Genomic DNA, 18913 nt, shown 5'->3' on the forward strand with positions numbered 1-18913 from the left:
TTTTGAGAGCGACGAGAGGCATCGCTCATTTGACGATGACGATGCTGGTGTTGGCCGGGCCGAAGACCTCGACGAGCTGGTAGAAATCGGCGGCGTTGTCCGGATGCAGACGCACGCAGCCATGCGAGGCCGGCTGGCCGAGGCGCTTGATGGCGCTTGTCGCATGTACGGCGTAGCCGCCGCTGAAGAACACCGAATGCGGCATCGGGGCGTTGTCGTATTTCTTCGAATACCACATTTCATGCATGCGGGTCGGCTTGAACGAACCGGTCGGCGTGACGTGCGTCCTGTCGCCGGTCGAGACCTTCCAGGCGAATGTCGGCCGGCCGTCGACCAGGATTTCCATGGTCTGCTGTGACAGTGACACACGCGCGACGATCTTGTTGGCGGCGGCGCGGGCTGCGCCGTTGCCGGCACTGACAAGCAAGGCAGTACCGGTGATGACGGCGGCGGCGATGTTGATGAGCTTGGCGGAAATGGCAGTGCACATGATGTCCCCCTTATTCTGCCGGTCGGGGCCGGCTCAATTCGATGACCGGCTTATCGGGGCGTCATGTTTCAAGTCGATTTCGCTAGGTGCTCGTTTGTGTTTCGATTCTGTTTCCCCTGGTTAACAGAAAGAGTCCGGCCAATCGGCCCTCCGTTGCGTGACGTCGTCAGGAATATGTTGTGTTTGCGTGAGGAGGATCGGCCAAACCGCGGCACGAATCCGCGATTGCCTTTCGTTTGAGAGGAATTCAACTGACTCCGAAACCGAGCTGCAACAAAGCGCGACCTCGGCGGCATGATCCGGATACAGCGCACGGGCAAAGTTGACCTAACGAAAACAGCGGGCAACGAACGATCGGAAGCCAACACTGTTTTCGCTACGGTCTGGATTGTCTGGACAGTTTCCAGCCTGCGCGTCGACCGGCTCAAGCCCCTCTGGCGGGGGCGGCTTAGGGCCGTTGAGGATGCGCGGCGCCTCCGGCAACTTGCAGCCGAGAGGACCGAAGGCCCGCGCCGCAACGGGGGGCTCCGCTGGCGGCGCGGGCGCTTCGGGGGTTCCCCTGAAGTGCCCGCAAATTCCAATTTTGAGGAACGAACAGGATGAAAACGAAATTCGCCGCTTCCGTGCTTTCCGCCCTGCTCTACGTGCAGGGCCTGCTCGGCATTGCCGGCCTCGCCACCGTGCTGCTGAAGGAACGCGCCCATGCCGGCGAGGTCAGCACGAACAGTGATATGCCGTCCGGCCCGTCGCTTCTCGCGGTGCGCTGAGGAAAGAGCATCGGACCCCAAGAGTGGAAAACCGGTTTTGGGAAAATCAGATGCTCAAGACAAAAGGGTGGCCGTCCTGCCTTTAATCGACGAATTGCGTCGGCGGATCGAACCGATAACCCGCACCCCGTATGGTAGTGATGGTTTCGGTATCGAGCTTGCGGCGCAGCCGCACGATGCGCGAATCGATCGACCGGTCGAAGGCTTCGGCATTTTCGGCAGGCGCGGCGGCGATGATGTCGTCCCGCGTCAGCACCTTGCGCGGGCTGGCCAGGAACAGCCTGAGCAGCGCCACCTGCCCGGGCGACAGCTGTTCTTCCGTGCCCGAGCGGTGCATGACGATTGCCGATCGGAGATCGACGGTCGCGTTCTCCAGCACGACCAGTTCCCCGGCGCTCCTGCCGCGCCGAGCCAGAAGGCCGCCGACGCGAGCGGCAAGCTCCCTGACATTGAGCGGGCTTTCGACGACGTCGGCGGCGCCGAGTTCGAGCGCCAGAACCTTGTCGACCAGATCGGCCGGGCGGCAGATCAGGATGAAATCCGGTCCACCTTCGCCGCCATGTCGCCTGAGCAGGTCGCGCCCCTCCGCCTGGCTGACGCTGTCGCCGACAACCACGACATCGATACCCTTTTCCGAAAGCAGCGATTCGGCTTCCCACGGCTGTCGCGCCGCGCGGACGTCATGCCCGCGCCGCTCGAGATGATCGGCGAGATCGGTCGCGATTACTTCAGCGACGGAAACAAGCGCGATGACGGATCGTGCAGCCATGTTTTTCTACCCCGCATGCGGCAACCCAAGAAGAGTGCTGGACATCATGTTTATACCCAATCTACTTTCCGCTGAAAGCGGGAGCGAAAGCATCGTGCGGGCACGAATTGTCATTGTCGAGGACGAGCCCGACCTGAGGGACGCGGTCGCCGAGTATCTCGGCGCCAGCGGCTATGATGTGGCCACGGCCGAAAGTGCGGCGGCGGCACGCGACCTTTTGGAAACCCAGTCTTTCCATCTGGCCATTCTCGACATCGCCATGCCGGGCGAGGACGGCCTGTCGCTCGGCCGTTGGATGCGGTCGAAAATGCCGATCGGCATCATCTATGCGACGGCGGCCGGTACCGCGCTCGACCGCATCGTCGGACTGGAACTCGGCGCTGACGATTACATCGTTAAGCCTTACGAATTGCGCGAAGTGCTAGCCAGGGTGCGCAGCGTGCTGCGTCGCGTTCCGGAGCCGACCGAGCCACAAAAGGCTAAGGCTGAAACATCCGGCGGCCGCCGGTCCGTGAGCTTCGGCGTCTTTCACGCCGATCTCGACGGCAGGCTCGTCACCGGCGCCAACGGTGCGGTCATCGACATGGCCAAGAGCGAGTTCGACGTGCTGGAGGTGTTCCTGACGCGCGCCAACCGGCTGTTGACGCGGGCGGCGATCTCCGAGGCGATCGGTTTCGTCGAGGACCCGGAATCGTCCCGTGCCGTCGACATCCGCATCATGCGGCTGAGAAAGAAGATCGAGGCGGATCCGGCCAATCCGAAATTCCTGCGCACGGTGCGCGGCGAAGGCTATATCTTCTCGCTGCCAGCCGGTGAAAACAACTAAGGCCCGGCGGCTTGAGCAAGCCACAGCCAGGAAATGACGGCTGACCATGACGGCTGAAACAACACGCGCGGACATGCAGGGCGCCAGGCAGGGCGCGGCGATGGCGGCCGTGCATGTGGTTCGCCGGCTGCGCGAAGCCGGTGACTGGCAGCGCGAGATGGAGGGTATTCTCCAAACGCTTTGCGAAGCCATGGATTGTCACCGCGGCATCCTGTTTCGCCTGCGCGAACTGCCCGGCCAGGGCTTCGCCCAGTCGGTCGCCGCTTATTGGATCGCCCCCCGGTTTGGCGGCGAGCTGGCGTCACCGACTGTCATCATGCAGTCGGTCGTCGATTCGGACCCATTGCTGGAACGGCTGGCGGAGGACGAGCGTCAAGGCAAGATCTTCGCCGGGCACACACGCGATCTCGAAGGCTTTCTGCGGACCGATTTCGAAAAGCAGAACATCAAGTCGTTCCTGTCGGTGTCGGTCTTTTCGCACGGCAATTTGTGGGGCACGCTGGCGGTCAACGACTGCGTTAACGAACGCGAATGGACCGACCAGGAAGAGGCGGCGCTGCACATGGTGGCACTCGCCATCGGCGATGCCATCGAACGGTCGCCCTCCGACGCGCATGCCAGCGACGTCATTCGCCGCACCATGCTGCAGGCCTCGCTCGACGCCATCATCGTCATCGACGAGACCGGCTCGATCATCGAATTCAATCCGGCCGCCGAGAAGATGTTCGGCTATCGACGCAGCGATATCCTCGGCAAGGACCTGCTCGACACGGTCGTGCCGGAATATTACCGCAAGGGCTATGCGTCGGGCGCCGAATACATGTCGGGCCGCGGCGCGCCGATGGTCGGCCAGCGGCTCGAAACGGTCACCCAGAATGCCGCCGGCGAGGTTTTTCCGATCGAGCTGACGGCAACCGAGATGCGGGTCGCCGATCGCCATCTGATCTTCGGCTCCATCCGCGACCTGCGCGACAGATTGCGGGCTGAGGAGGAAATCAACCGTCAGCGCGAAAAACTGCACCAGAACGAGAAGATGGCGGCGATGGGCTCGCTGCTTGCGGGCGTTTCGCACGAGCTCAACAACCCGCTGGCCGTGGTCGTCGCCCAGTCGACGCTGCTGCACGAATTCGCCGCCGATCCGCAGACCAAGGTGCGCGCCGAAAAGGTGCGCGCCGCTGCCGAGCGCTGCGGCCGTATCGTCAAAAGCTTCCTGTCGATGGTCCGCCTGCACCCGACGGCACAGGCCGAAACCGACCTCAACCAGGTGATCCGCGCGGCACTCGAAGTGACCGCCTATGGCGCGCGATCAAGCGGCATCATCATCGACACCGATTTCGCCGGCGGCCCGCTGCTGGCCATGGCCGATGCCGACCACGTGACGCAGGTGGCCGCCAACTTCCTCATCAACAGCCAGCACGCCTTGGCCGGCATTGCCGGCGACCGCCGGATCAAGGTCCGGACGTTTCGCAGCGACCGCGGCAATCCCGGATTCTCGGTCGAGGACAACGGCCCAGGCGTGCCGGAAGCGATACGTTCACGCATATTCGAATCCTATTTCACCACCAAGCCGGTCGGTGTCGGTACCGGCATCGGCCTGTCGATCTCGAAATCGATCATCGAGCGGCACAATGGCAATATCTGGTTCGAGGAGGTTTCGCCGAGAGGTGTGCGTTTTGTCGTGCAGCTGCCGGCGATCGCTGTCGGCGCGGCCGCCGCCGGCGAAGCTCCGTCGCGGTCGAGCGGCTTGCGTCACGCGCTGATCATAGACGATGAACCGGATGTCGCGGCGTCGCTGTCCGACATTCTGGAGTTGATGGGCATCAAGTCGCGGATCGTGCCGGCCTGGGTCTCGGCCGCCGCGACGCTGAGCGGCCATGTGCCGCCGGACATCGTGTTTTCCGATTTGCGCATGCCCGGCACCAGCGGCATAGCCGCCTATCGCGAGTTACTCGCCGAAATGCCGGGTCTGGCGCGGCGCTTCGTGCTTGTCACCGGCGATCTGATCGGCGCGAAAGGCGAGATCGAGGCGCTGCCGGCGCCGCAGCGGCCGCCGATCTTGGAAAAGCCGTTCAGCACGCTGGATGTGCGCGGCGTGCTCTCGGCCATTGCCGAGCAGGTCGCTCTGGGCGGCTAGACTCCGCGATCTCTCCCCGGAAGAAAAAAGGCTCCCGGCCGACATTGCGGCGGGAGCCTGACTGGAGTGCTGGAGGGCGCTCGCAAAAAATCAAAAAACGTTCGGCGTATCGGCCAGCGGGGCGGCATTGGCGATCATGCGGACCGGCCGTGCCTTGCCCGACTGGGCGGCGATGACGCGCAGGCAGTCCAGGCTCTCTGCGCCCCAGGCCTGCCCCTTGCAGGCAAAATCGATCTCCGGCATCGGCAGGCGCGCCGTCTTGGTGGTGGTTGTCGCGCCATCGATGAGGTTGGCCGGGGGGTTCAGTGAGGCGAAGGCCGGACCGACGGTCGGCGTCAACGTCATGCCGGCAAATGCGGCAGCCGCCAACAGCATGAACATCGCCATTGGATGATCACTGGCGCGCTGGCGCGGCGCCAGCTTCGGGCGCCGGTCGTTACGCTGGGGACCCTGCTGGCGAAGGTCGGTATCGGTGATCTGGATTTTCGTACGCATCGTCGTTTCCTTCGGTTCTCTTCTTTTCCCTGTTGAAACGAACTTAATCGCACCTTGTAACCGGCCAACGATGATGGATTAACGATTGTGTAACCGGCATGAAACCAAGCCCGCGGCCATTCCTGGGCAAACCGATCAGGCGTAGCTGGCAGCACCGGTGGCATTCTGTGCTCGCTTTCCGCTATCCACGGCACCAGATCCACGTCGCCTTTCCAGGCCCACAGAGCGTCGGGCGTTTAACACGCGTGAGGGGATTAACGTCTGGAATTCCCGGGATTTTCCCGGCTTCGATCGTTCGGACTCGGCTCTCAAATCCCGCTCGATTTCCCGTCAAGAATTCGCCCCATTTTCACAAGCCATTGCATTTCAACGGAAAATATGCTTTTATTGAACGATCATTCAATAAATAAAGAGCTTTTTATGAACCCGCATCTGCGTGACGTGGCAATCCCCAACGATTGGGATCGGCGGGGCCTGCCGGGCTGGAGCTATCATTCCGACGCCCTGCTCGAGCTCGAGAAAGAGCACGTCTTCCGCAACCATTGGCAGATCGCCGGCCATGTCTGCGACGTGCCGAACGCCGGCGACTATCTGACGATGGATGTGGTCGGCGAACGGGCGCTGATCGTGCGCGGCAAGGATGGCGTTGTGCGCGCCTTCAACAATATGTGCCGCCACCGCGGCAGTCGCGTCGTTGCCGACAGCCAGGGCACTTGCAAGAATGCGCTGGTCTGCCCCTTTCATGGCTGGGTTTACAATCTCGACGGCACGCTGCGCGGTGCTGCCCGCCCGCGTTCCTTCCCCGACCTCGACAAGACCGAATTCGGCCTGATGCCGCTCGAGCTCGAAATCTGGATGGGCTTCATCTTCATCCGCTTCCGCAAGGGTGGGCCGCAGCCATCGGTGGCCGAGCTGTTGAAGCCGATCGAAGCCGAGATTGCCCATTACGGCGTGGCCGAGATGGTGCCGTCCTGGGGCATCTGGACCCAAAAGACGCCGGTCAACTGGAAGTCGGTGCGCGACGTCGACAATGAAGGCTACCACGTCGCCATGGCGCATCCGGCGCTGCAGGATCTTTACGGCGCGACCTATTTCGACGAGCCGTTCGTCAACGGCGTGTCGCGCTCGTTCGCCACTTACAACCCGCATGCCGGACGGCGCTGGAGCGTCGCGCAATACATCAAGCTCGCACCCGAGGCGAAGCACCTGCCGGAGCATCTGCGCAAGGCCTGGATCTACTACGGCATCTTCCCGAACAACGCGCTGTCGATCATGCCGGAATCGGTGCAGTTCTATCAGGAGTTCCCGCTGTCGACGGGTGAGACGCTGCTGCGCGGCGCCATCTACCGCTATCGCGACGAGACCAGGGAGCAGGCGGCTGCCCGCTACCTATCCTACCGCATCGACCGTGACACGCTGGCTGAGGATGTGCAGCTTTCGATATGGTCCAACGAATCCATGCTGTCGGAAGCCTTCGGAGGTTTTTACTTTTCCGATCTCGAATATGGGGTGCGCACCCACCACGACCATTTGCGCAAGCAAATTCCCGTGCTCGGATTGGAGACCGCGCCCGAGGAGAAGGATATGTGGTCGCTCAATGAGGTGCTCAGATCACGCTCCTGACGCATGCTGCCCAAAATGTTAGCCTTGGTCCTCAGGCCCAGATGGCGACGGGAATGCCGTAACGATCGGCGAGCGGCGGATCCGGAAACGGCATTGCCTCGCCTCTGGCGATGCGTCCGGCAATCAGCATCATCGCCGCGGCATCGAGGAAATCGTCGGCGGCCGCGCCACGCGGCGGCGTCTGGTCGAGAAAATCCTGGATATAACCATGCCGGGCAAGCAGCGCCTTGCGTTCGGCCATGCCGGCCGGATTGATGTTGCCCCTGATCTTCTTTGGCAGGCGCATCGCCCGGTCGCCGTTCAGTTTGCAGAAGGCAACTTCCGGATGCGATTCGAAGACGCGGCTGCGCAGTTCGGGGCGCGCGATCAGCAGCGAATCGATCTCGCGGATCTTGGCGAAGATGCCGAAGGCCTGGATCGAGACGCCGCGCGGCGGATCTGATGTCGTCTTGGCCACCTCACTTGCCTTGCGATGTGCGGCGTACCAGGCGTCGACCGTGGTGAAGGCTTCGATCTCCGCGTAGAGCGCGGCGCGGGAGGGGATGGCAAAGACACTGGACTGCCGGGCCCCAAGCAGCGGCCGCACCAGCGCCTCCGGGCCGCGACCGCCTCTTTGGGAGAAATCGGGCAGGCCGATTGGCATATCGACCGCCACGATAGCATTGACGGGCAGTCGGTCGAGCAACGCCGCGAAGCTTGGGAAAACGGCTGTCGACGGTGCCGCACCGGGATCGCGGCGGACGGCTATCCAGCCGGCCTTGCAACCGTCGACGCCGACAAGCACCACACCCCTGGGCGTAACACCCCTGGGCGCAACATCCCCAGGCACAACATGGTCGAGCGCAACATCCTTGGGCGCATCATCCTGGGGCACGGCGTCTTCGGCCTGCCTCACGCCCGGCGGTCCCGTTCCGGATGCAGGAGATGGCGAAGCTGCACCATCGCCATCGGTTGCGACAGGCTCTGGGCATCGGTCTCGAGCTGCAATTCGTCGCCGCCGCGCTTGGCGGTGCGCGCCAGGATCTCGTAGACAGCTGCCGTGGTCGATTGCAGCGCCTTGGCGGCCGGCTGGCCGGACAGGATCCGCGCCAGGTAGACGGCCGCCGTCAGGTCGCCGAGCCCGTTCGGCGGCTTGTCGATGAGCCGGTGTTCGGCAAGCAGCGCCTCTCTGCCGGTGAGCAGTAAATTGCCGGTGCCGCCGGCCATCATCGCTGGCGCCGAAGTGACCAGCATGGCCGGCGGGCCGGCTTGCAGGGCTGCAGCCATTGCCGATTTCAGGTCGGGCAGCGGCGCTCCGGCCATCCATTCCAGCTCGTAGCGGTTGGGCGTGGCAATATCGGCGATCGGCATCAGCCGGTCACGCATGGCGATTGCGGTCGGCTCAGGTACGTAGAGCCCGCCCGAATCGCCCATCACCGGGTCGCAGATATAGAGGGCGTCCGGCGTCTTCGCCTTCACCGCGCCGACCAGCGAAGCGACGGCTTCGGCCTGGCCAGCCTCGCCGAGATAGCCGGACAGCACGGCGCCGACCTCGCCCAGCCACGGCGCGCGCCCGAGGTCGGCCATCAGCGCCTTGAACTGGTCCAGCGGCGGCACGATGCGGGTGGCCCGGCCATGGCCCGGATGCCAGGGCAGGATGACGGTCGGTACCGCCCAAACCGGAAAGCCGAGCGTCTCCAGCGCAAAGACGGCGGCACGGTTGCCGACCGAGCCACGTGCGACATGGCTGGAGACGACGATGACCGCGCGCGGCGCGTCGGCTTTTTCGGCGCTCATTGATTTTTCCTAACCGCCCCTGGTGACGAAAAGCACGAGCCAGATCAACAGACCGATGGCAATAAGCAAGCCCGCTGCCCGACCGATGCGGGTGCCCCAATATTCGATCGGGTCCGATCGGTCGGCATCGGCCGCGGTGACGTGGTCGCGCGCGCCTTTAGTGGTTCGTGCAAGGAACGAGGTGCCGCCCGCGTCGGTCTCGCGCGCCACCCGTTCGATGATGCGGCGCGATTCCGCGTCGCTGTCGTGGCGTTTCGCCATGGTGATGTCCCGTTTATGCCGAGCTTAACCCGTTCGCCTCGTCTGTCACAGGGCCCGACGGCGAATGGTAGAAAACCAGTAACGTTCTCGGCCGAAGTCATTTTCTTGCGCGAGGAGTGTGGTAATGCTTCGCGTGCCAAATGCTATCGAGGGGACCTTAATCATGCTTGCCCAGCGCCTTTCTTCGCCGCCAATCTTCCGTAATTTAGCTGCGTTCCTGGTCATGGCCGTCATGCTGCCGCTGCTTGCCGGCTGCGGCTACAACACCATCCCGACGGCTGAGGAAAACGCCAAGGCAGCATGGAGCGAGGTGTTGAATCAATACCAGCGCCGCGCCGATCTCATCCCCAATCTGGTCAACACGGTCAAGGGCTACGCCGCGCACGAGAAGGACACGCTCGATGCTGTGGTCGAAGCGCGCGCCAAGGCGACGCAGGTGACCGTGACGCCGGAAACGCTGAACAATCCGGAAGCCTTCAAGAAATTCCAGGACAGCCAGGCCGGCCTGACCAGCGCGCTGTCGCGCCTGCTGGCAGTGGTGGAGAACTATCCCGATCTCAAGGCCAACCAGAACTTTCTGGCGCTGCAAGCACAACTCGAAGGCACCGAGAACCGCATCACGGTCGCCCGCCGCGACTATATCCAGGCAGTGAGAGAGTACAATCTGACGCTAAGGACCTTCCCGTCGGTGATCTGGGCGACCTTGTGGTTCCGCGGCAACCAGCCGTTTGCGAATTTCACTATCGAGGAGGATAAGATGCAGCCGCCGAAGGTCGATTTCGGCACGCAGCAGGGCGGGTGAAGAACATCTGGTGAGCGCGGTCCCCGCTGGCCTTGCACTCCGTCGCGCCCCCTCTGTCCCGCCGGACATCTCCCCCGCAAGTGGGGAGATTGGCAGTTTTCTGCGTCCTGTCCACTCCTGCAACATTCAAAGCTAGCGAAAGCCAGTGCCATAGTCGATCTCCCCGCAAGTGGGGGAGATGCCAAGTTTTGGCAAAGAGGGCAGGACAGAGAGGGGCGCGAAGGAACGCCAGCCTGGCATCACTGCGGATCATCTTTCTTTGCCTTAGCCTCTTTCTCCCGCTTACCGCTCTTGCCGCCGAACTGCCGGCGCTGACCGGACGGGTCGTCGACAATGCCGGCATCATCGATGCCGCAACCAAGGCGGCGATGACGCAGAAGCTTGCCGATTTCGAGACCAAGGGTTCGGACCAGATCGTCGTCGCGACCATCCCCAGCCTCGACGGCGAGGAGATCGAGCCGTACGCCAACCGGCTGTTCCGCGCCTGGAAACTGGGCCAGGCGAAGGAGAACAACGGCGTCCTGCTTCTGGTGGCGCCGAACGACCGCAAGATGCGCATCGAGGTCGGCTATGGTCTTGAAGGCACGCTGACCGACCTGCACACCAAGCTGATCATCGAAAACGACATGGTGCCGGCCTTCCGTGCCGGCGATTTCTCCGGCGGCATCAGCAAGGCCGTCGACGACATGATCATGGTGCTGGAAGGCAACCCCGAAGAGCTGGAGGCGCGCGGCAAGCGCAACCAGCAGCCGCCGTTCAACAGCGACGATCTGTTCTTCACGATCTTCATAGCCATCTGGGCAATCATCTTTTTCGGCGGCCTCGCAGCCTCCATCCTGCCGCCGATCTTCGGCCAGAAGATCGGTCCCGGCCGCTATCGCTGGCTGGGCATGACCTTCGAGCCAAGCCGGCGGTCGTCCGGCGGCTGGTCGGGAGGTTCCGGCGGGGGATGGTCGTCGGGTTCAAGCGGTGGCGGGTTTTCCGGCGGCGGCGGTTCGTCCGGCGGCGGCGGCTCTTCGGGAAGTTGGTGACGAGATGACAAGACACGCCATCAGCCCGGTGGAATCCGGCCGCTTCATCAAAATGATCGGCACCGTGCTTATGGCCATGGCGGTGCTGCTGGTCGGCTTCGCGGCCTTCGCCGCCGAGCCGCCGGCGCTGACCGGACGGGTCGTCGACAATGCCGGCATCATCGATGCCGCGACCAAGGCGGCGCTGACGCAGAAGCTTGCCGATTTCGAGACCAAAGGGTCCGACCAGATCGTCGTCGCGACCATCCCCAGCCTCGACGGCGAGGAGATCGAGCCGTACGCCAACCGGCTGTTCCGCGCCTGGAAGCTGGGCCAGGCGAAGGAGAACAACGGCGTGCTTTTGCTGGTGGCGCCGAACGACCGCAAGATGCGCATCGAGGTCGGCTATGGTCTTGAAGGCACGCTGACCGACCTGCACACCAAGCTGATCATCGAAAACGACATGGTGCCGGCCTTCCGCGCCGGCGATTTCTCCGGCGGCATCAGCAAGGCCGTCGACGACATGATCATGGTGCTGGAAGGCAATCCCGAAGAGCTGGAGGCGCGCGGCAAGCGCAATCCGGCGAATGACAATCCTGTCGATCCGATCTTCATGCTGTTCGTCGTCCTCTGGGCGACGATGTTCTTCGGCGGCTTGGCAATGGCGTTCCTGCCGCCGATCTTCGGCACGAAACTGTCGCCGGGCGTGTACAAATGGCTGGGCATGACGTTCCGCTACGGCCGTGGGCCAGGTTCGTCACCCTCCGGTGGCGGTGGCTGGACGTCGGGGACCTCGTCCGGCAGTGGCTGGTCGTCTGGAAGTTCCGGCAGTGGTTGGTCGTCCGGAAGTTCCGGCGGCGGGTTTTCAGGCGGCGGCGGTTCGTCCGGCGGCGGCGGTTCTTCAGGAAGCTGGTGAGACATCAATCATGGCAACACGACCTATCAGCCCCGAGGATCATGAGCGCATCGCCGATGCGATCCGCGCTGCCGAATCAAAGACCGACGGCGAGATCTACTGCGTCGTGGCGCATGCCAGCGGCGGCTATTTCTTCCCGGCCGCTTTCATGGCGATGCTCGGCATGCTCGTCGTCAGTCTCGGCGTCGGTTACGGGCTGGAAGCCTGGTGGCTGTCGATCCGCTTGCCGCATTTCGTCATCGCCGAGCTTCTAGCGCTTGCCAGTGTGCTCATCCTGTTGTGGGCATTGCCCGCATTGCGCATCCATTTGGTGCCGAGGCGGCTGCGCTACCAGGCCGCCCACGCCAATGCGATGAAGCAGTTCCTCGCTCGCAACGTCCACCGCACCGCGGCGCGCACCGGCGTGCTGGTGTTCGTCTCGATTGCGGAGCGCTATGCCGAGGTGGTCGCCGACAGCGGGATCGATTCTCGTGTCGGCCAGCATGTCTGGGACGGTGTCGTCCGCGACCTTACGGCGCATGCCGGCGACGATCGGCTTGCCGAGGGCTTCGTCAAGGCGATCGAAGCGGTCGGTGCGGTACTGGCCGAGCATTTTCCGGTCTCGACCGGCGACAGCAACGAACTGGACGACCATCTAGTCGAGATTTGATCTCGCTAAAAGCGGTTTTGGAGCGTCTCAAGGACGCTCCGTTCGGCTGTGCGAAAGCATCGCGGCGGCTGACCGGACTCTTGCAATCGGGCGCAGCGGGTTTATGGTTAACCAACCATGAATACGCTGAGCATCGACATCAGGAAAGCCGAACCGCGCGATGCAGCCGCCATTGCCGACGTGCATCTCGAGGCCTGGCGCGGCGCCTATTCGGGCATCATCCCGCACCGCACTCTGACATCGATGATCAACCGCCGCGGCGCCGACTGGTGGGCGAATGCCATTCGCCGCGCTGCCACCGTCCTGGTCGTCGAAATCGGCGGCAAAATTGCCGGCTATGCGACGATCGGCAAGAACCGCGCCCGCGAACTCAGGCAGCAGGGCGAGATCTACGAACTTTACCTGCGGCCGGAATATCAAGGCATCGGGCTCGGCAGCCGGCTGTTCTCGGCCGCGCGGGCACGGCTGGCCGACCATGGCCTGAAAGGCATGGTGGTGTGGGCGCTGGAAGACAATCAGAACGCACTTGCCTTCTATGCCGGCGCCGGTGGCCGCGATGTTGCCGAGGGCGTCGAGATATTCGAGCAGAAGGCGCTGAAGAAGGTCGCTTTCGTCTGGGAATGACGGCCAGCGCATGATCCGGCCGGTTTTCGGTTCGGACGATCTCCCCGTACCATTCGCCGCATTGCACCATTCGCCGTCGCCCGCTATCGATCTCCAATCGAGAGAGGGATAAAGCGATGCGTATCGAAGCGATTGCCAGCGGAAAGAACCCGCCTGAGGACGTCAACGTCATTATCGAGGTGCCGATCGGCGGCGAGCCGATCAAGTACGAGATGGATAAGGAGGCCGGCACGCTGTTCGTCGACCGCTTCCTGCACACGTCGATGCGCTATCCCGGCAATTACGGTTTCGTACCGCATACGCTGTCGGGCGACGGCGACCCGATCGACGTGCTGGTCTGCAACACACGCGCGCTGGTGCCGGGCTGTGTCATCAATGTGCGGCCGATCGGCGTGCTGGTGATGGAGGACAATGCCGGCCAGGACGAAAAGGTGATCGCGGTGCCTTCACCCAAGCTGACCTTGCGCTACGAGGACGTCCACGAATACACGCAGTTGCCCGACATCACGCGCCAGCAAGTGCAGCATTTTTTCGAGCACTACAAGGATCTCGAACCCGGCAAATGGGTCAAGATCGAGGGCTGGTACGATGCCGCCTATGCCAAGAAGATGATCGTCGAGGCAATCGAGCGGGCCAAGCGCAAGTAATTAACGGGCGCAAATAATCAGTTATCGACGCGGCCGAAATCGGGCGTGTTGCCGATCACCACACGCTTGTCCTTGCCGCAGGCGAAGGTGCGTGCCTTCTCGTCGGCAAGCTTGCGCGCCTGATCGTTGGCGGCGGGATTGCCGGTGGCGAGCACAAGGGCGATCGTGCAGCCTTCGTGGGCGTCAGGCTGGGCAACCTTGGCGACGATCAGGACTTCCGTCGACTTGTTCTCGCCCTCGCTATCGCTGATCGAGCGACGATGGATGACCGCGAAAGGGACGACAGTTTTGCCGTTGGTTTCGATACGCCACTCGACTTTGGGTCCAGCCGAATTGAGACCGGAAAAGCTTTCCCAGACCGTGGTCATATCGCCAGGTGGAAAGCCGTAGAACAGCGATTCCCGCGCATCGTCGTAGGAAACCATCACCGGGTAGCCGCCATAGCCCGAACAGGCGAGGTCGGCCCAGTCGCCGTCGCCTTCCTCCGCCTGGGCATAGGTCACGCAGTCCTTCTCCCAGACGAGATCGGTATAGACGCTGGATATGTCGCCAGCCCGGGCGGCATTGCAGAAGCCAGCAAAGGCAAATGGGATCAAAAGAGCGCGCATGGCGGACAACTCCGTTCGGGCTGCCGCAGCGTACCGTCAAATTTAGCGGCAGCCTAGACGAAGTCAGGCTGCTCACAGTGGTCTGGTAAACGGAACACTATTTCTTCAAGCTTGCTTCGATCAGAAGATCGGCGTTGCGGGCCACCGACTGCGCCGGTCCGCCGGCACCGAACAGCTGGCCGCTAATATAGGCGCCTTCGATCAGGAGCAGCAGCCCGTCGCCCAGCGTCTCGGCGTCGCCGGCGCCCATCGCCGCCGCCATGGCACGCAGGCGCCGGCGCAATTCCTGCTTGTTGGCCTCGCTCACGACGCGGGCCGGATGGCCATGTTCGGGATATTCGACCGCGGCATTGGTCATGCCGCAGCCGCGATAGTCGGGCCTTTGCGTGCGCTTGCCGACACGCGTCAGGAAGGCGACGATCTGCGCGCGCGGATCGCCGGGATGGGCATCCACCGCCTCGTCGAAACGTTCCCAGAATTCGAGGTCATAGTGCCGGAGGTAGGATGCGGCCAACTCGTCCTTGGACGGAAAGCTGCGGTAGAGGCTGGGTTTGGTGACGCCGGCACGCCGCACGATTTCATCGACGCCGATCGCCCTGATCCCTTGCCTATAGAACAGGTCGCGCGCCACCTGGAGGATCCGTTCGGCGGCGCGAGGCGGCGGTGCGTCATTCGCCTTGATCGTTGATTCAATGCTTTTCATGCCTGGTCTGCCGATTGCCTGGTTGACAATGTTACCGGTCGGTACGTATGTTTCGCGCTCCTGCAACGTACCGGTCAGTAACATGATAGCTCAATCCCGTCCGTTTGGCCAGCGCTACGCTTTCGTCGTGGTCGCCGTCATCTTCCTCTGCCTGCTCATCGCGGCGGGCCTGCGTTCGGCGCCGGCAGTCATGATGCTGCCGCTGGAGAACAGTTTCGGCTGGCGGCGCGACGTCGTCTCGCTGGCGGCGGCCACCGGCATCTTCCTCTATGGCCTGACCGGGCCCTTTGCCGCAGCGCTGATGGAGCGGATCGGGCTGCGCCGCACATTGCTTGCCGCGCTGCTTTTGATGTCCGGATCGACCGCGCTCAGCCTGCTGATGACCAAGCCATGGCATCTGCTCCTCACCTGGGGCGTGTTTTCCGGCATCAGTTCGGGCGCTGTCGCCACCGTGCTCGGCGCGACCATCGTCAACCGCTGGTTCAAGACCAATCGCGGCCTGGTGATGGGACTGATGTCGGCCTCCAGCGCTACCGGGCTGCTGGTCTTCCTGCCGCTGCTCGCCTCGCTCGCCCAGTCGGGCGGCTGGAAGCCGGTCGCCATTGCCATTGCCGTGGCCACCGCCGCCTTGGTGCCGCTGGTTTACATGCTGGTGCCGGAGCGCCCGGCCTCGATCGGCATGGTCCGCTATGGTGCCGAGCTCGACGACGTGCCGCCGGCGCCGCCGGCCGCGCAAGGCAATTTCCTCGCGCATACACTGAGCACGTTGCGCCGAGCTGCCGGTACGCGCGTGTTCTGGTACCTGTTCGCCACCTTCTTTGTTTGCGGCTTCACCACCAACGGGTTGGTCGGCACGCATCTGATCGCCTTTTGCGGCGACATGGGCATCGGCGAAGTGCAGGCCGCAGGCCTGCTGTCGATGATGGGCATCTTCGATCTTATCGGCACGACGCTGTCGGGCTGGCTCACCGACCGTTTCGACCCGCGCAAGCTGCTCGGCGTCTACTACGGCATTCGCGGCCTGTCGCTGATCTATCTGCCCTATTCCGGCTTCTCGGCGACCAGCCTGATCATCTTCGCCGTGTTTTACGGACTGGACTGGATTGCCACCGTGCCGCCGACGCTCAGGCTTTCCAACGAGGCGTTCGGCGACCGCAGCGGGCCGATCGTCTTCGGCTGGATCGTCGCCGGCCATCAGGTCGGTGCGGCGACAGCGGCCTTTTTCGGCGGCACCATGCGCGAGCTGCAAGGCAATTACGAGCTTGCCTTCCTGATCGCCGGCATGACGGCAATAGCCGCCGCCTGCATCTCGCTGCTGATCAACACCGCCCGCCCGGCGTTTGATCCGGAACCGCAGGCGGCGTAGCTCCTCGTTGCAGGAGAGATGCCGTCGGCCAAATTGCCGATCTCCCCCCTCGTGGGGGAGATGCCCGGCAGGGCAGAGGGGGGCGCGAAGTTTCGCCAGCCTCCGACTTTACGAAATGTTCTGCCCCAAACTCTGCTGCTCCGTCTGATTTCTTTCTGATTTGTACGTCGGCGGGACAGCGCCCCCTCTGGCCTGCCGGCCATCTCCCCCAGGAGGGGGAGATCAGCAGCTTCGCCGCCGAGCGGTCCAGCCTCCCCGCTTGTTGGTTGTAACGAAACCTTCATCGTTTCGAAATGTGCCTGAAACATTGAAGCTGGAGCTTGGCGGCGACGTTCAATGCCATCCAGGAGACAGCCATGAACAAGATTTCGATGACACGGCGCGCTTTCGTCACGTCGGCCAGCGCCGTTGGCCTGGTCGGCGCCTCGGGCCTCGCCCTTCCCTATTACTCGCGCGCCAATCAGCGCCCGGCTTTTACCCACGGTATCCAGTCCGGCGACGTCGACGCGACCAGCGGCATGGTCTGGACGCGCACGGATCGGCCGTCGCGCGTCATGTTCGAAGTGTCGTCGACCGAAAGTTTCGCCAATGCCGTCCGCCTGGCGCCGCTCGATACCTCGCCGGCCAGCGACTACACCGTGAAGCGGCTGCTCACCGATCTCGCCTCCGACCAGGACATCTTCTACCGCATGGTCGCGGCCGATCTTGCCGACATCAACGCCGTTTCGGAGCAGATCGTCGGCCGCTTCCGCACGGCGCCTGCCTCGAAGCGCGACATTCGTTTCGCCTGGTCGGGCGACACCGCCGGCCAAGGCTGGGGCATCGACGACACCGGCATGAAGACCTATGCCACGATTGCCAAGCACACGCCCGACTTCTTCCTGCATTCGGGCGATACGATCTATGCCGATGGTGCGATGAAGGACGAGGTCGACCTGCCCAATGGCGGCAAGTGGAAAAACACAGTGCTGATCGACGAAAAGCGCAAGGTTGCCGAGACGCTGGACGAATACCGGGCGCAGTGGAAATACAACATGATGGACAAGAACGTTCTTGCGCTCAGCGCCATCTGCCCGACTTTCTATCAGTGGGACGACCATGAGGTGCTGAACAACTGGTCGGACTCGAAGGATCTGTCGGCCGACGACCGCTACACCGAAAAATCGATCCATGTGCTGGCGGCACGTGCGGCGCGCGCCTTCCACGAAATGACGACGATCCGCTACGAACCGTCGGAGCCCGGCCGCGTCTACCGCAAGATTGCCTATGGTCCGCTGCTCGACGTGTTCTTCCTCGACATGCGTTCCTACCGCGGCCCCAACGGTCCGGATATGCAGGAGACGATGACCCCTGAATCGCGCATCCTCGGCGAACAGCAGATCAAGTGGTTGAAGCGCGAGCTGGCAAATTCCAACGCGACGTGGAAAATCATCGCCGCCGATATGCCGCTCGGCCTCGTGGTCTGGAACGACGGTACCAAGAAGGTCGGGGCCGAGGCAGTCAGCAATGGCGACAATGGCCCGGCCAAGGGGCGTGAGCTGGAAATTGCCGACCTTCTTCGCTATATAAAGAATGCGGGTATCAGCAACACTGTCTGGCTCACCGCAGACGTGCATTACACAGCCGCCCATTACTACAATCCGGACAAGGCGCAGTTCCAGGACTTCAACCCGTTCTGGGAATTCGTTTCGGGTCCGATCCATTCCGGCACGTTCGGGCCTAATGGTTTCGACATGACATTCGGCCCGGAGCTGAAGTTCATAAAGGCACCAACTGCCGAACAAGGTCAAAACCTGCCGCCGTCGGCCGGCCTGCAGTTCTTTGGGCTCGTCGACATCGATGGCGCCACCGAGCAGTTGACGGTGCGGCTGATGGATCGCGACGACAGCGAACTCTACAAGGTCACGCTCGATCCGGTGCGGTCGGCGTGAGCGACTGCGCCACTACCCTCGGGCTAGCCCGAGGGTAGGACGTGTATCAATCGGGATAGCAAACGACGGGAATCCTGGGCCAGACGGCGCTGTCGCATCCCGCGTTCTGCTGCCTTTGCTTGAAGGCAGCGCTGACCGGCCCGGTCACCACCGGGTCGACGCCGTCGGGAGCATCGGCAAAAAGCTGCTCCGCCGACCGCTTGTCGGACGGCAAAGCAGTCCGCGTCTCCTTGAACGACGACGCCGCCGACTGCGCCGCGCCTGCCGCGAGGAGGACGGCGAGTGCGCTACATGCCAAAATCGGCCGGAGTCTGATGCCTGCGTCCATCATGAAATTCGAACTGCCCGGACCATGGAAGGTTCCGCCTTGGTTAATAATTCCACTTCACACCAAGACATTTAAGATTTGGTGACTTTATTTGGTGGCTCGCCTCCTCTTTCGCAATTGCGAAAAACCCTGTATGAGCCGCCCAACCGAAAGAGGCAGCGCCTTTTGGCCTGCTGCCTGCAACGCTC

General features: G+C 62.9%; 21 protein-coding genes. 12 read left to right on the forward strand and 9 right to left on the reverse strand.

From position 1 onward, the window contains the following. Window positions 1–25: 25 nt before the first annotated feature. A complete protein-coding gene (locus RQ479_RS23190) occupies window positions 26–490 on the reverse strand; it encodes a L,D-transpeptidase (protein ID WP_376702772.1) in 465 nt (154 codons plus the stop codon). 599 nt (window positions 491–1089) lie between these two features. Here RQ479_RS23190 and RQ479_RS23195 point away from each other — a divergent pair. After that, on the forward strand, window positions 1090–1257 hold the full coding sequence (locus RQ479_RS23195; protein WP_376702773.1) for a hypothetical protein: 168 nt from the start codon (window positions 1090–1092) through the stop codon (window positions 1255–1257). A gap of 82 nt (window positions 1258–1339) precedes the next feature. On the opposite strand, the gene RQ479_RS23200 is transcribed toward RQ479_RS23195, so the two are convergent. Then, on the reverse strand, window positions 1340–2026 hold the full coding sequence (locus tag RQ479_RS23200) for a response regulator transcription factor (protein WP_352718362.1): 687 nt from the start codon (window positions 2024–2026) through the stop codon (window positions 1340–1342). Between the two features lie 46 nt (window positions 2027–2072). Here RQ479_RS23200 and RQ479_RS23205 point away from each other — a divergent pair, with 46 nt between their 5' ends. Together RQ479_RS23205 and RQ479_RS23210 are read left to right on the forward strand one after the other, a co-directional pair. Continuing rightward, window positions 2073–2852 (forward strand): response regulator transcription factor, encoded by a 780-nt coding sequence (locus RQ479_RS23205; RefSeq protein ID WP_352468872.1) that lies wholly within the window; start codon window positions 2073–2075, stop codon window positions 2850–2852. Between the two features lie 46 nt (window positions 2853–2898). Then, the gene (locus RQ479_RS23210; protein WP_376702774.1) at window positions 2899–4986 is read left to right on the forward strand and encodes a PAS domain S-box protein; all 2088 of its coding nucleotides are present in this window, start codon (window positions 2899–2901) and stop codon (window positions 4984–4986) included. A gap of 90 nt (window positions 4987–5076) precedes the next feature. Here the strand turns inward: RQ479_RS23210 and RQ479_RS23215 are convergent, their stop codons facing one another. Continuing rightward, window positions 5077–5481 carry a hypothetical protein gene (locus RQ479_RS23215; RefSeq protein ID WP_376702775.1) on the reverse strand — a complete coding sequence of 135 codons (405 nt, stop codon included), beginning with the start codon at window positions 5479–5481 and terminating at the stop codon, window positions 5077–5079. A gap of 420 nt (window positions 5482–5901) precedes the next feature. Here RQ479_RS23215 and RQ479_RS23220 point away from each other — a divergent pair, with 420 nt between their 5' ends. Next, on the forward strand, window positions 5902–7104 hold the full coding sequence (locus RQ479_RS23220) for an SRPBCC family protein (RefSeq protein ID WP_376702776.1): 1203 nt from the start codon (window positions 5902–5904) through the stop codon (window positions 7102–7104). Between the two features lie 31 nt (window positions 7105–7135). Here RQ479_RS23220 and RQ479_RS23225 read toward each other — a convergent pair whose 3' ends face one another. The 3 genes from RQ479_RS23225 to RQ479_RS23235 form a co-directional block, all read right to left on the reverse strand. Then, window positions 7136–7891 (reverse strand): DUF429 domain-containing protein, encoded by a 756-nt coding sequence (locus tag RQ479_RS23225; protein ID WP_376706005.1) that lies wholly within the window; start codon window positions 7889–7891, stop codon window positions 7136–7138. Window positions 7892–7995: 104 nt separating this feature from the next. Beyond that, window positions 7996–8880 (reverse strand): pyridoxal kinase PdxY, encoded by an 885-nt coding sequence (gene pdxY / locus RQ479_RS23230; protein ID WP_376702777.1) that lies wholly within the window; start codon window positions 8878–8880, stop codon window positions 7996–7998. Between the two features lie 9 nt (window positions 8881–8889). Further along, a complete protein-coding gene (locus tag RQ479_RS23235) occupies window positions 8890–9141 on the reverse strand; it encodes a hypothetical protein (RefSeq protein ID WP_376702778.1) in 252 nt (83 codons plus the stop codon). A 163-nt stretch (window positions 9142–9304) separates the two neighbouring features. Here RQ479_RS23235 and RQ479_RS23240 point away from each other — a divergent pair, with 163 nt between their 5' ends. From RQ479_RS23240 to ppa, 6 genes are all read left to right on the forward strand, one after another. Continuing rightward, window positions 9305–9943, forward strand: a complete 639-nt coding sequence (locus tag RQ479_RS23240) for a LemA family protein (protein WP_352681837.1) — start codon at window positions 9305–9307, stop codon at window positions 9941–9943. A 233-nt stretch (window positions 9944–10176) separates the two neighbouring features. Next, entirely contained in the window at window positions 10177–10974 is a 798-nt protein-coding gene (locus tag RQ479_RS23245; RefSeq protein WP_376706006.1) for a TPM domain-containing protein, read from the forward strand. Between the two features lie 52 nt (window positions 10975–11026). After that, a complete protein-coding gene (locus RQ479_RS23250) occupies window positions 11027–11869 on the forward strand; it encodes a TPM domain-containing protein (protein WP_376706007.1) in 843 nt (280 codons plus the stop codon). A gap of 10 nt (window positions 11870–11879) precedes the next feature. Beyond that, the gene (locus tag RQ479_RS23255; protein ID WP_376702779.1) at window positions 11880–12518 is read left to right on the forward strand and encodes a TPM domain-containing protein; all 639 of its coding nucleotides are present in this window, start codon (window positions 11880–11882) and stop codon (window positions 12516–12518) included. Between the two features lie 117 nt (window positions 12519–12635). After that, entirely contained in the window at window positions 12636–13142 is a 507-nt protein-coding gene (locus tag RQ479_RS23260) for a GNAT family N-acetyltransferase (protein WP_023678138.1), read from the forward strand. Window positions 13143–13258: 116 nt separating this feature from the next. Then, entirely contained in the window at window positions 13259–13789 is a 531-nt protein-coding gene (gene ppa / locus RQ479_RS23265) for an inorganic diphosphatase (protein WP_023721304.1), read from the forward strand. A 17-nt stretch (window positions 13790–13806) separates the two neighbouring features. Here the strand turns inward: ppa and RQ479_RS23270 are convergent, their stop codons facing one another. Further along, on the reverse strand, window positions 13807–14397 hold the full coding sequence (locus RQ479_RS23270) for a hypothetical protein (protein WP_292664338.1): 591 nt from the start codon (window positions 14395–14397) through the stop codon (window positions 13807–13809). A gap of 97 nt (window positions 14398–14494) precedes the next feature. Continuing rightward, on the reverse strand, window positions 14495–15100 hold the full coding sequence (locus tag RQ479_RS23275) for a TetR/AcrR family transcriptional regulator (RefSeq protein WP_376702780.1): 606 nt from the start codon (window positions 15098–15100) through the stop codon (window positions 14495–14497). Window positions 15101–15182: 82 nt separating this feature from the next. Between RQ479_RS23275 and RQ479_RS23280 the strand changes: the two genes are divergently transcribed. Together RQ479_RS23280 and RQ479_RS23285 are read left to right on the forward strand one after the other, a co-directional pair. Beyond that, the gene (locus RQ479_RS23280) at window positions 15183–16466 is read left to right on the forward strand and encodes an MFS transporter (RefSeq protein WP_292664334.1); all 1284 of its coding nucleotides are present in this window, start codon (window positions 15183–15185) and stop codon (window positions 16464–16466) included. A 356-nt stretch (window positions 16467–16822) separates the two neighbouring features. After that, window positions 16823–18397: an alkaline phosphatase D family protein gene (locus tag RQ479_RS23285; protein ID WP_376702781.1), complete on the forward strand. Its 1575-nt coding sequence runs from the start codon at window positions 16823–16825 to the stop codon at window positions 18395–18397. Between the two features lie 46 nt (window positions 18398–18443). On the opposite strand, the gene RQ479_RS23290 is transcribed toward RQ479_RS23285, so the two are convergent. Continuing rightward, window positions 18444–18725, reverse strand: coding sequence for a hypothetical protein (locus RQ479_RS23290; protein WP_376702782.1), 282 nt, complete (start codon window positions 18723–18725; stop codon window positions 18444–18446). Between the last annotated feature and the right edge of the window lie 188 nt (window positions 18726–18913).

The organism is Mesorhizobium sp. ISC25, assembly GCF_042295465.1.
Classification (GTDB): domain Bacteria; phylum Pseudomonadota; class Alphaproteobacteria; order Rhizobiales; family Rhizobiaceae; genus Mesorhizobium.